At 56.1% G+C, this 12906-nt stretch carries 11 protein-coding genes; 5 read left to right on the top strand and 6 right to left on the bottom strand.

The window, feature by feature from the left end:
- The first annotated feature begins 52 nt into the window (after positions 1-52).
- Both JRC49_11850 and JRC49_11845 read left to right on the top strand, forming a co-directional pair.
- Entirely contained in the window at positions 53-2230 is a 2178-nt protein-coding gene (locus JRC49_11850) for a DUF5110 domain-containing protein (protein QTE70484.1), read from the top strand.
- A 135-nt stretch (positions 2231-2365) separates the two neighbouring features.
- On the top strand, positions 2366-3379 hold the full coding sequence (locus JRC49_11845; GenBank protein ID QTE70483.1) for a LacI family DNA-binding transcriptional regulator: 1014 nt from the start codon (positions 2366-2368) through the stop codon (positions 3377-3379).
- A 65-nt stretch (positions 3380-3444) separates the two neighbouring features.
- On the opposite strand, the gene JRC49_11840 is transcribed toward JRC49_11845, so the two are convergent.
- Genes JRC49_11840 through JRC49_11830 form a run of 3 tightly spaced genes read right to left on the bottom strand, consistent with a single transcriptional unit; the run spans position 3445 to position 6720 of the window.
- The gene (locus tag JRC49_11840; GenBank protein QTE70482.1) at positions 3445-4872 is read right to left on the bottom strand and encodes an alpha-glucosidase/alpha-galactosidase; all 1428 of its coding nucleotides are present in this window, start codon (positions 4870-4872) and stop codon (positions 3445-3447) included.
- Complete coding sequence (locus tag JRC49_11835; GenBank protein QTE70481.1) at positions 4865-5800, bottom strand: helix-turn-helix transcriptional regulator; 936 nt, start codon at positions 5798-5800, stop codon at positions 4865-4867. Before JRC49_11835 ends, JRC49_11840 begins: the two co-directional genes overlap by 8 nt.
- Positions 5797-6720, bottom strand: a complete 924-nt coding sequence (locus JRC49_11830) for a helix-turn-helix transcriptional regulator (GenBank protein ID QTE70480.1) — start codon at positions 6718-6720, stop codon at positions 5797-5799. The genes JRC49_11835 and JRC49_11830 overlap by 4 nt, the downstream gene beginning before the upstream one ends.
- Positions 6721-7048: 328 nt before the next feature.
- Here JRC49_11830 and JRC49_11825 point away from each other — a divergent pair, with 328 nt between their 5' ends.
- From JRC49_11825 to JRC49_11815, 3 genes are all read left to right on the top strand, one after another.
- Positions 7049-8272: a sugar ABC transporter substrate-binding protein gene (locus JRC49_11825; protein QTE70479.1), complete on the top strand. Its 1224-nt coding sequence runs from the start codon at positions 7049-7051 to the stop codon at positions 8270-8272.
- Between the two features lie 166 nt (positions 8273-8438).
- Positions 8439-9299: a sugar ABC transporter permease gene (locus tag JRC49_11820; GenBank protein QTE72874.1), complete on the top strand. Its 861-nt coding sequence runs from the start codon at positions 8439-8441 to the stop codon at positions 9297-9299.
- A 13-nt stretch (positions 9300-9312) separates the two neighbouring features.
- A complete protein-coding gene (locus tag JRC49_11815) occupies positions 9313-10173 on the top strand; it encodes a carbohydrate ABC transporter permease (protein QTE70478.1) in 861 nt (286 codons plus the stop codon).
- 136 nt (positions 10174-10309) lie between these two features.
- Here JRC49_11815 and JRC49_11810 read toward each other — a convergent pair whose 3' ends face one another.
- From JRC49_11810 to JRC49_11800, 3 genes are read right to left on the bottom strand one after another with little or no spacing between them, the layout of a single operon-like run.
- Complete coding sequence (locus JRC49_11810) at positions 10310-10741, bottom strand: fucose isomerase (protein QTE70477.1); 432 nt, start codon at positions 10739-10741, stop codon at positions 10310-10312.
- A 23-nt stretch (positions 10742-10764) separates the two neighbouring features.
- Positions 10765-11775 (bottom strand): aldo/keto reductase, encoded by a 1011-nt coding sequence (locus tag JRC49_11805; protein ID QTE70476.1) that lies wholly within the window; start codon positions 11773-11775, stop codon positions 10765-10767.
- A gap of 44 nt (positions 11776-11819) precedes the next feature.
- A complete protein-coding gene (locus JRC49_11800) occupies positions 11820-12878 on the bottom strand; it encodes a galactitol-1-phosphate 5-dehydrogenase (GenBank protein ID QTE70475.1) in 1059 nt (352 codons plus the stop codon).
- Positions 12879-12906: the final 28 nt, after the last annotated feature.

Below are 12906 nucleotides of genomic sequence, written 5' to 3'. Positions count from 1 at the left end.
TGTATAATAATATTGTCCATTTAAGCAAAACGTTTCTGTTAAGGAGCCAGCCATGACCCGTACTGATCTTGCTCCCGGCGTCACCCGGATCCGCCTGACCCCGGCGGACGGTGATCCTTTTGTCCCTGTCTCTTTCCGGGATCATACAGGAATATATCTGACGCAGACAGGCTGCGTCTTTACCCCGCGTCCTGTATTCCGTCTGTGCGGGGAAAGCGGCGGCGGTGAGGTGAAGCAGACCGCCAACGGAGAGGTCGTTTCTTTTGATGCCGGAGAATGCCGGCCGGCCGGTGAAAGCTGTTCTGTCATGCTCCGTTTCTCTTTTCCCGGTTCCCCGGTCCTGACGGGTCTGGGCGCACATGAGGACGGTGTCTTTGACTATGCCCGGAAATCAGAACTCCTTTATGAACACAACATGAAGATTCCCATTCCTTTCCTGCTCAGCAGCAGCGGATGGGGCCTTCTGATCGAAGCCGGCTGCGCCATGAAATACCATGGGGATGGTTCTTCCTTCTCCTTTGAGCTGGACGCAGCCCGCGTTGTCTCCTATCTCGTTATCCGGGGCATCGACTGCGCGGACGTTCTCCGGAAGCTCTCCTGCCTGGCCGGAAAACCTGCCATGCTTCCCAAATGGGCCTTCGGGTATATTCAGAGCAAAGAGCGCTATCACAGTGCGGAGGAACTGCTCTCCGTTTCCCGGGAATTCCGCCGCCGGAAGCTTGGGCTCGATTGTATCGTCCTGGACTGGATGAGCTGGCAGGACGGCTGCTGGGGTGACAAGACGCCGGATCCCGTCCGTTTCCCTGATGTCCGGAATCTGACCGAAGAACTTCACCGGATGCAGGTTCACCTGATGGTTTCCGTATGGCCGAACGCTGCCAAAGGCCGGGATTGCGATGAGTTCGCCGCCTCCGGTCAGTTCCTGCCTGCCAGCCGGATTTATGACGCCTTTTCTTCTGAAGCCAGGGAGCTCTACTGGCAGCAGTGCCGCCGTCACTGGATGGACGGAGGCACGGACGCCCTGTGGTGCGACAGCTGCGAGCCGATTACCGATCCTGACTGGTGCGGGGAAGAAAAACGGGATCCTGAAACCAGGTACCGGCTGATAACGGAAGATTCCTCCCTGCGGATGGATCCGGAAGAAATGAACTTCTATGCATCCCGCCATCTTCAGGGGCTCCGGGAGCATTGGCTGAAGGACATCCCGCATAAACGTCCTCTTTTCCTGTCCCGCAGCGGCAGTCTTGATGCCGGCAGTCTCGGGGCAATCCTCTGGTCCGGTGATATCTCTGCCCGTTGGGATGTTCTGGAAAAGCAGGTTGTTGAAGCCGTCCGCGTTTCCTGCAGCGGTATCCCGTGGTGGACCCTGGACATCGGCGCTTTCTTCGTCGGGCGGAAAGATCCCTGGTTCTGGCGCGGGGATTATCCCGGCGGCGTCAGTGATCCCGGTTACCGTGAACTGTATATCCGCTGGTTCCAGTTCGGCGCCATGCTGCCTGTCTTCCGCTCCCATGGAACCGATACGCCGCGTGAACCCTGGGCTTTCGGGACTGAGGACAGCGAGGAGTATTACTGCCTGCGGGAAACTATCGCGCTGCGTTACAGTCTCCTGCCTTACCTTTATTCCGCCGCTGCCCAATGCTGCCGGACGGGCGTTCCGATGATCCGCGCAATGCTCACAGCCTTTGGCAGTGATCAGCGGCTTTGGCCGCTGGCAGATCAGTATATGCTCGGGGATTCCATCCTGGTTAAACCGGTCACCCGTCCCCTGGCTGACGGAGGCAGTGAAACCGCCGTCACCCTGCCGGAAGGCGGCTGGTACGATCTGTTTACCAGGGCTTATTATGCTGCAGGCAACACGCTGAAGCTGGATACGCCGCTGAACCGTTTCCCGGTGTTTGTCCGTGCGGGCAGTATCCTGCCCTGGGCTTCCGGCGCCTGCAGTACGGCGGATCTGCCCTTTCCCGCTGAAGAACTGCTTGTTTTCAGCGGTGCTGACGGCGATTTCATACTTTATGATGACAGCGGAGACGGCATGGATTACCTGCAGGGCGCGTTCCTGCGGATTCCCATGCACTGGGATGAAAAGCACCGGATTATTTCCCTGGATCAGGCGGAAGGCACCCTGCCTGTGGATGCCGTTTTCCGGATTACACTGATCTGTCCGGACGGGCAAACCGAACTGAAAAACATAAAATATACAGGTATTCCGCTGAAAATCGCATTCTGAAAACCGTCTTTCCCTTTCATTGAAAGCTTTTCAAGCCTTGAAACGTTTCGTTTGCATTCCTTTTGTCATGATGTTACAATACCTGTAAAGTTAACGCTTATGCACCCGATCGCATAAGGCACGGAGGGTTTTCTCATGGCAGCAACAATGAAAGATCTTGCACGGGAAACGGGGCTCGGACTGGCCACGCTTTCAAAGTATTTCAACGGCGGAACCGTCCGTGACAAAAACCGCCTGCTCATTGAGGCCGCGGTCAAAAAGCTGCACTATGTGCCCAATGAGGTGGCCCGCAGCCTGAAAACGCAGCAAACCCGTGTTATCGGTGTTATCATTCCCGAGCTCAGCAACGCCTTCATCACCTCCATCATCTCCTCCATGGAGGACATCCTCCGTCGTCACGATTACGCCGTCATCGTCTGCGACTGCCGCAGCGATGCGAAACGTGAAAAGGAAGCAGTGGAGTTCCTGATGCACCGCCGGGTGGACGGGCTGATCAACATGGCAACCGACGCCACCGGTGATCATCTCAAAGCCGCCCTGGAGGCCAATATCCCCATCCTGCTGGTGGACCGGCTGATCAATTCCCTTCGCAGCCGCGTCAGCGCCGTTATCATCGACAACGTATATGCCTCCGGCCAGGCCGTCCACAAGCTCCTGGACCTGGGGCACCGGAAAATCGGCCTCGTTCTGGGCAGCCAGCACCTCTATACCACCGACTCCCGCCTCACCGGTTACCTGAGCGCCCTGCGGGACGCCGGTATCACCCCGGACGACCGGTATATCCGTTATGGCGACTATACCATGGACGGCGGCTACCAGGCGGTTCAGGAGCTGGTGAAGCTGGATGATCCGCCCACAGCCCTGTTCATCACCAACTTTGAAATGACCCTCGGCGGCATGCTTGCCCTGCAGCAGAACGGAATTGAAGTTCCCAAGGATCTTTCCGTCATCGGCTTCGATAAACTGGAGCTCTTCGGCGGCATCTTCCCGGACCTGACCCTGATCCGCCAACCCCAGCTGGGCATCGGCCGGGAATGCGCCAACCTGATGCTGGATATGCTTTCAAACCGTGAAAGCTATTCTCCCCGCATCGTCACACTGACCACAGAGCTGACAGAAGGTTCCTCCGTCCGGCCCCTGAATCCTTGAATTTTGAACAGAACAAAGCGCCGCGTTCCCGGTTGGGAACGCGGCGTTTGCTTTGTCAGTATTGATCAGTGGAAGGCAGGCATCCAGTCGCCGTGCGCTTCGATCAGCTCGTCGCACATTGCCACGATATCGTCAATGGACAGTTCTGCGCCGGCATGGGGATCCAGCATAACAGCCTGGTAAATATAGTCCTTCTTCAGCGTGCGGGCCGCTTCAATCGTCAGCAGCTGTACGTTGATGTTGGTCCGGTTCAACGCCGCGCACTGTTCCGGCAGGTCTCCCACGTAGGTGGGCTGTACACCGTTGCGATCCACCAGGCAGGGCACTTCCACGCAGGCATTGCGCGGCAGGTTGGTGATCAGGCCATTGTTCAGCACATTGCCGCCAATCTGGGTCGGAATCCCGGTCTCCATGGCCTCCATGATATAGCTGGCGTATTCATGGGTGCGCTTATGGCTCAGCAGCGGATTCTGGGTCAGTTCATGTCCCCGCTTTTTCCAGTCTTCAATCTGGTGGATGCAGCGGCGCGGATATTCATCCAGCGGGATGTTGAAGCGCTCAATCAGTTCCGGATAACGTTCCTTGATGAACCAGGGAGTATATTCGGAATTATGCTCGCTGGATTCCGTGATGTAGTATCCGAAGCGGCGCATGATTTCCAGCCGCACCATATCTCCGTGCCGGCCCTTTTCCTGATAGAGCTTGTAGTCCGCTTTCATGCCTTCGATCCACCACTCAGGCAGCTCTTCGCCCTGGCTCAGGCCACGGATCCGTTCCTCAAAGGAACCAATGTCCAGTTTGCCCTGGTTATACAAAAGCGCCCGGCGTTTGATCTCCGGATAAAGATCCACTCCGCCCTTTGTGATTTCCAGCAGCCAGGCCTGGTGGTTGATTCCCGCGATCTTCCACTGCACGGAGTCGTCATATTCCATGCCCAGTTCCTTCAGCAGCGTGGGCGCACACACCTGTACGCTGTGGCACAGGCCCACGGTCTTGATCGGGGTCATGGTCAGCATCGCGCCGGTCAGCATCGCCATGGGGTTCGTATAGTTCAGCAGCCAGGCATCCGGGCATACTTCTTCCATATCCCGCGCAAAGTCCAGCATCACCGGAATCGTACGCAGCGCCCGGAAAACGCCGCCGACGCCCAGCGTGTCCGCAATCGTCTGCTTCAGGCCGTATTTCTTCGGAATTTCGAAGTCAGTGATTGTGCAGGGATCATAGCCGCCTACCTGTATCGCGTTTACCACATAGTTCGCGCCGCGCAGCGCGTCCTTGCGGTTTTCCGTTCCCAGGTATTTTTCGATCCGGGCCTTGGACCCGTTGTTGCGGTTGATTGCCTGAAGCATCTGGTAGGATTCGTCCAGCCGTACGGCGTCGATGTCGTACAGGGCAATCTCACTCTCCGCCAGGGCGGGAGTCAGCATGCTGTCCCCCAGGACGTTCTTGGCAAAGACCGTGGATCCGGCCCCCATGAATGTGATCTTAGGCATATGTATCCTCCTCTGTCTGTGTATTATCTCCGGCGCTTTTGGGCGGCCGTTCATATTCCTTCTGGTTCAGTTTACGGTACTCCAGGGGACGCATCCCCGTAAGCCGCCTGAACAGCTGCTGGAATTGCTGTGTATTGCTGAATCCCACCTCGCAGGCAATCTCCAGCATGCTCTTCCGGGTTTCAATCAGCATTTCCTGGGCGTGCTGGATCCTGATCCGCTGCAGGTGGTCCTTCATGGTCCGGCTGGTGTACTCGCGGAACAGCCGGTGCAGGTAGGATGGATGGATATGCAGTTCCTCCGCCACCGAGGACGCTGTCAGCGGTTCTGCATAGTTGTTGTTCAGGATGTCCAGGGCCTCTGAAATATAATGGTTCCCGACAGATTCCCGGGACTGGTTCATTCCGCGGAGCCGGGCCACTTCCAGCATCACCTGCGTACACAGCAGGGAGCACAGATGCCTGCCCTGCTCGTTGGCACTGTCCGCCAGCGGAACGATGGTCTTCATCAGCTGATGCACAACCCCGTTCCGGTCGCTCAGCGTCAGCACCCGGGGCTGCTGCTCAAACATCTCCCGCATTTTGCCGTCCGCTTTCAGCAGGCTGGCCAGGTCCGGGGCAAGCCCCGTCCCTTCCTCATACTGGAACTCGATGTTCATCATGCTGCACAGCCCTTTGTTGAACCGCAGGTCCCAGTGGCGTATCCCTGCGTCGATCAGGATAAACTGGTTGCAGCTCACCTGGTTGAACCCGTTGCTCTCTGTTTCGATGCTCATGGTGCCTTCGTTGACGTACATGATCTCGCACAGGGAGTGGCTGTGGTTGATCACCTCCGGGGTGGATTCCATCATGTTTGCCCGGTCATAATAGCCGTAAACCACGGGCACAAATCCGTTCTGGAGGTTCTCGGCGTCATAGATGGAATTCATGCCTCTTCACCTCCCGTTTCCGGATCAGACCCGTTGATCGGCGCGGGATAGAATGCCGGATCATAGTGACAGGTCAGCGCGTAGGACTTCCGGTATTCCTGGGGAGACATGCCGGTTTCCTTTTTGAACATCCGGCAGAAATACTGCTGGGAGCTGATCCCGATCCGGGTGGCGATGGAAGAGTTGGGAATATCGGTATGCATCAGCAGGCTCTTTGCCTTTTCAATCCGCAGATGCGTCAGGTATTCCCCGATCCGCATTCCCGTCTCATCCGGGAATATGCGGTGCAGGTGTCCCACATGAACCCCCGCAACCTCGGCTATATCCTCTGTGGAAATACAGAACATATAGTTCTCTTCAATATATTCCAGTACTTTGCGGATCCGCGGGCTGTAGTTCCGCCCGCGTGAGCTTTCCTCATCCAGTGCGGCGGATATGCCGGCCAGGATTGCGCACAGGGTCAGCGTCGTCTGCAGGTCCCGCTGTTCCGGCGGAAAAGAGGAAAAACTCAGCATATTCCTCAGGGAGGAAAGCACCACCGTACGGGAATCCTCAAATTCCACGCAGATTCCGTGTCCTTCCATCAGGTTCCTGACGCGGGGATATACGCGCTCCAGCTGGTTCAGCCCGTAGCCGCAGTTTCCGCCGCTGCCGGTGGAAAAGTCCAGCCGCGTCACGGACAGGTCCGGGGAAGCATCCTTCATCTGATAACACAGGCTTCCGGAAAGGAAGGCCATCCTGGATCCTACCAGGCGGATTTTCCGGTCTGCGGCAATCAGGGTGCAGCTTCCGGTCACAGCGCACAGCAGGCTGTACATTCCGGACGGACATTCATATTGGAAGTCCGTTGCCATGGCAATAGTGGAAAGGGACACAAGGGACGGCGTCCGCTGAAGCACACCATACGTCATTTCCTGCATGCCGCGTCCCTCCGTTCCTTTTATTTTTCAAGTCTTCCATTCTCTGCATATCAATCCATACTGATATTCATCATTATAATCCATGCCCGACCGGAAACAAGGACTAAAACGATCATTCTATTTGCACTATTCTCGCAAGCGAATCGTTTCCGTTAATAAATACGTACAATTTATGCCTATATTGGCGTGTTTTATCCCTTTCTAAACATTTTTTCGCAAAGTCATGTGAGAATTGTATAAATGTGTGTTATGAATAGTACTTTTTTCTTCCCTCAGCCTTGTGCTATGGTTTAGTCAACAAATATCATCCATAAGGAGGTACCCTTTGATGCGTAAGCTGTTCGCGATCCTTTTGACCCTGTGCATGCTCTTCTCCTTTGTCTCCTTTGCGGGCGCTGAAGAGAATGTCACCATCACCTTTGCCTTCTGGGACAATAACCAGGAGCCCGGCATGAAAGCTATAGCCGACGCGTATATGGCTGCTCATCCCGGCGTCACTGTTGAAGTCCAGGTTACTCCCTGGGATCAGTACTGGACCAAGCTGGAAGCGTCTGCCCAGGGCAGCGGCGAAGCAATGCCCGACGTGTTCTGGATGCACTCCAACCAGTTCTTCAAGTATGTGACCGCTGACAAGCTCCTGCCCCTGGACTTTGAGTATGACTATACTCCCTATCCGGCAGGCGTCACCGCCCTGTACAACTTCAACAATGTGCACTACGCCGTCCCGAAGGACTACGACACCATCGCCCTGGTCTACAATAAGGAAATCTTCGACAACGCCGGCATCGCCTATCCGGATGACACCTGGACCTGGGACACCCTGCTGGAAACCGCGAAGAAGCTGACCGATCCTGAAAAGGGCATCTACGGCTTCGGCGCTCCCAACGATCGTCAGTCCGGTTACCTGAACCTGATCTATCAGAACGAAGGCTTCGCTTTTGAAGACGGCAAGTCCGGTTATGACCAGGCTGCCACCCAGGAAGCCATCCAGTGGTGGGTTGACCTGCAGAAGGTCCATCAGGTATCTCCCAGCCAGGAATCCTTCGTGGATATGGGTGTGGATGATCAGATGCAGGCTGGCAAGCTGGCCATGTGCTTCACCGGCAGCTGGATGATGAGCTCCTACACCAACAACGAGCTCTTCGCTGACAAGTTCGACCTGGCCGTCCTGCCCCAGGGCAAGACCCGCGCCTCCATCTACAATGGTCTGGGCTATGCCGGCGCCGCCTCCACCAAGTATCCCGAAGTTGTGAAAGACTTCATCCAGTTCTGTGGCACCGAAGAAGCCAACAAGCTGCAGGCTGAAAAGAAGGCCGCGATTCCCGCCTTCGCCGGAACCGAGAAGTACTTCACTGATAACTTCACCACCATCAACATTGCCTGCTATCCGGAAATGATCTCCTACGGTGTGCAGTATCCCTTCTCCCCCAACAAGAGCCTCTGGGAGAGCCAGGAAGAAGAACTGATGAACGAAGTGTATGCCGGCAGCAAGACCGTGGAAGAAGCCTGCAACGAGCTGCACGAGATCATCTGCGACATCGAAGGAATCTGATCTGATACCGTAATCGGTTTATCTCAGAAACAGGCGCCACTGCCGCGGCATTCCCTGCCGCGGCTTGTGGCGTATTAACAGAAAGGAGGGTTGGCATCCCGTGACCGTTTTATCCAAGCCTGCCGCACCGCGTCTCAGCCGGCGGGAACATTACGATCCCAAGGTTGTGGCTGCCGCCTTTATCCTGATCGCGCCGACCATTATCGGCCTGTGCGTGCTGAACATCTATCCGTTTTTCGACACCATCCGGCGAAGCCTGTATAAAACCCAGGGCCTGGGGCCGGAAGTCTATGTCGGCCTGAAGAACTTTGAAAAGCTGTTCAAGGACAGCATGATCGGCCACGCAACCATCAACACGCTGCTGTACATGGTGCTCACCGTACCGGTAGGCGTGCTGCTTTCGCTGATCTTCGCTGCTCTGCTGAACAGTAAAATCCGGGGCCGGGATATTTATCGCGGCATCTATTTCCTGCCCATGGTGGTTGCTCCCGCCGCGGTTGCCATGGTCTGGCGCTGGATCTTCAACGCCGAGAACGGCATCCTGAACATCGCCCTGAAGGCAATCGGCATCCAGGGGCCCAGCTGGCTGGCGGATCCGAACACAGCGCTGCTTTCCTGTGCCATTATCGGGGTCTGGTCCGCCATCGGCTATGACCTGGTCCTGATCCTGGCCGGCTTGCAAAGTATCTCAAAGAGTTACTATGAGGCGGCTGAAATTGACGGAGCCAATGGTATACAGTCTTTCTTCCATATCACGATCCCCATGGTTTCGCCCACCCTGTTCTTTGTGGTGCTGATGCGCGCCATGACCTCCCTGAAGCAGTTCGATACCATCTATCTGCTGATCAACACCCGGAATCCGGCTTACAAGAACGCCACGGTGCTGATGACCCTGTTCTACCGGGAGGCCTTTGAGAAATTCAACAAAGGATACGGATCCGCCATCGTTATCTATACTTTTGTGATTATTGCGATCTTTACGGCAATCCAGTTTATTTCCGAAAAGAAGCTCGTTCATTACGAATGAAGGAGGATTGAATATGACGACAGTCGCCCCGGCTGCGGTAAAACGGAAATCAAACTACCGTTCACGCAGCAGGATGATCATTCACATCATCCTGATCATCGGCTCGTTCGTGATGATCTTCCCCTTTGTATGGATGATTCTGACGAGCTTCAAAAGCAATGGCGAATCTCTCCTGATCCCGCCCACAATTCTCCCCAGGGAATGGCTCACGGAGAACTATACCGAAGTTACCCGTACGCTCCCCTTCGGGGCATTGTACTTCAACACGCTGATGCTGATGTTTTTACGGATCATCTGCGCGCTGGTTTTCTCCAGCATGGCAGGATTTGCCTTTGCCAAACTGCGTTTTCCGTTTAAGCGCTTCTTCTTTTTCATTGTGCTGTCCCAGATGATGCTGCCGAACCAGATCTTCATCATTCCGCAGTATCAGATGCTTGCGGGCATGGGAAAACTGAACAGCATCTTCGCCCTGCTGTTCCCCGGCCTGGTCAGTGCCTTCGGAACCTTCTTCCTGAGGCAGTTCTATATGAGCCTGCCCAATGTGCTTTCGGAAGCGGCCGTCCTGGACGGATGCAACACCTTCCAGGTCTTCTTCCGGATCATGCTTCCGCTGACCAAAACGGCCATGATCGCCCTGGCGGTCTTCACTGCGGTCTTCGCATACAGCGACATGATGTGGCCGCTGATCGTGAACAACAACATCAACATGATGACCCTGTCCGCGGGTATCTCCTCCATGCAGGGTCAGTACACCACCCGTTATCCGATCCTGATGGCCGGCTCCACGCTGGCTATGATCCCGATGATGGTGCTCTATCTGCTCTTCCAGCGTCAGTTCATTGAGGGTATCGCCCTCACCGGAACAAAGGGCTGATCCTGAGGGCAGCACTCAAAAACAAGGCCGGCGCGTCACGCACCGGCCTTTTCTTTTGCCTGTAAAAGGAAGACAGCCGCGCCCCGCAGCACGGCTGTCCATAAAAAGGATAAAAAGGAGGAGAACTGATTACCGATTAAGGTATTACAACACCCTTCTTCAGGATGATGTTGGCATAAAGGGCTGTTTCGCTGGTTGCGATACAGGCATAGCACTTCGCGCCCCGGGGATAGAATTCAGGCTTCTGTACGGCGATTTCCCGCAGGCCCTTTTCCTCGTGTTTTTTCCCGATCTCCCGGTAGGTTTCCCAGATCTCGGGCTTGTACGGATCTCCCGGCAGCACCGCCATGAGGATCGTCGGATTCTCCACGTAGGGATCCAGCGGCATGAATTGAAGAATGGCGTCCAGAATCTCCGGTATTCCGTGGCCGTCCATGCGGACGCACCGTTCCGGGCAGCCGAACTTCGGATAGTTTCCGTCACAGATCAGCAGTTCGTCTCCGTGGCCCATTTCCATCAGGATCTTCATCAGTTCCGGGGGAATGATCGCAGGAATTCCCTTCAGCATATCCGCACCTCATTTACAGTTTATTACTTCGTGATGGTTCCGTCTTCGTCCCACAGGTCGTGCCAGTCGTTGGCGCCGGGCCACAGGAAGACCTGTCCCTTGATCAGGCGGCAGTTCCTGTCCACGCTCTTCATGATCTTCATTTCTTCTTCTGTCAGCGGATCCTGTACCGTGCACATCAGGTTGGACACATACTCGTTCTCGTGGATGGAGAAGGGAATCGGGATCTGTCCCCGCTGCACGGCCCACTTCAGGCAGATCACAGCCGGATGCACACCGTGGGCCTTCGCGATTTCCACCACTTCCGGCACCTGGATATCGGCGATATCGTCGGGTGTCATGTCACGGTCAGGCCGGGTGGGGCTGCCGATGGGGCAGAAGCCGATGGGCTGGATGCCGTGGGCCACCACGTAGTCATACAGTTCCGGCTGCTGGAAGCAGGGATGCAGTTCCATCTCAATCACAGCGGGCTGGATGCGGCACAGGGGCAGCACAGCTTCCAGCTTCGGGATGGTCATGCTGCTCATACCGATGTTCTTCACCAGGCCCATATCCACCAGGCGTTCCATCTGGCGCCAGGTGCTCATGAACTCTTCCACAGAGAAGGGCTTGCTGTCCGGATTGCGGCTGTCGCCGTCGCAGAAAGGTGCATGATAGTTCGGGAAGGGCCAGTGGACAAAGTAGAAGTCCAGGTAGTCCAGCTGCAGGTCTTTCAGGGTCTTCGCGCAGGACAGCAGTACGTCGCCCTGTCCGTGCATGTCATTCCAGACCTTGGAGGTCACAAACAGTTCTTCGCGCTTTACAACGCCTTCCTTCATGGCCTGGGCAAACACCTGGCCGATCAGGTCCTCATTGCCGTATACGGACGCGCAGTCAAACAGGCGGTAGCCGCTGCGGATCGCTCCGGCCACAGCACCGGACACCTGTTCGGGGGTAAAACGGTCGCTGCCGAAGGTACCCATACCGATGCAGGGGATCTCCTGGCCGTTGGACAGTTTTCTTTTGGGAACCAGTTTCGGATCGATGAATGCCATGCTTGTGTCCTCCCTATTTTCTTTCTTTATGGTTATTTGCTTTTTTACTTTTCAGGTTCTTCGTTGATCAGCATGATCTTGCCGTGAACGTCCCGCGGGTTCTTATACAGGGCGAAGGCTTCCGCCGCCTGGCTGAGCGGGAATTTGCGGAAGATCATCGACGGATCGAATTTCAGCCGCCCGTCTGCGAAGCAGTGGGCCGTCAGCGTCCATTCCTTTCCCGGGAAGGGAGCGGAATAGCTCATCCAGCTGCCCGTCAGGTAGAATTCCTTCCGGTTCATGTTTTCCCACTGGGCCGGGGTAAAGGTCAAGTCCGTATGGGGCGTGCCGATAAAGCACACCTTCGCCTTGTTGGCCGCCAGTTCAAAGGCCATCCGCATGGTCACCGGGTTGCCCGCGGTCTCCAGTACGTTTTCAAAGCCCCGGCTGCCGGTCAGCGCCTTGGCTTCTTCCATAAAGCCTTCCTTCAGGGTGTTCACGGTCTGGTTCGCGCCCATCCGCTTTGCCAGCTCCAGCCGGCCGTCGTCAATGTCAAAGGCCACAATCTGCTTTGCGCCCAGGATCTTTGCCCACTGCAGGGTAAAGATGCCAATGGTGCCGCAGCCCAGGATCGCTACGGTTTCGCCGCCCCGGTACCGGGCCTGCAGCAGGCCGTGCACCGCCACTGTGGAAGGCTCAAACATGGCCGCCTGCTCATAGGGAATCGACGAATCATATTTGATAGCGTTTGCCGCAGGGATCACCACATATTCCGCGAAGCTTCCCTGCTCCCGGCTGCCGATAAAGCTGTAATGCCGGCACAGGGAGAAGTTTCCCTGCTGGCAGTCCGCGCATTTCATGCAGGGCACCAGCGGCGCGCCGCTCACCGTGTCGCCAACCTTCAGGCCTTCCACGCCTTCGCCGACCTCCACCACGTCTCCGCTGAATTCGTGTCCAAGCACCACCGGATAGAAGTGCGCCCCGTGGTTCAGTACCCGCGGCACGTCGCTGCCGCAGATACCGGTTGCCCTCACCCGGACCTTTACCGTCCCGGGCCGGCACACCGGCGTCTCCCAGTCCGCATAGCGGATATCCTCATTTCCGTACAGCACCGCTGCTTTCATAGTCCTGTTTTCCTTCCTTTCACCGGCT

This window comes from Clostridiales bacterium FE2011 (assembly GCA_017569305.1).
Classification (GTDB): Bacteria; Bacillota; Clostridia; order Christensenellales; family Aristaeellaceae; genus Aristaeella.
The sequence above is the reverse complement of the archived record's forward strand: the minus strand, read 5'-3'. Positions and strand labels throughout refer to the sequence as shown.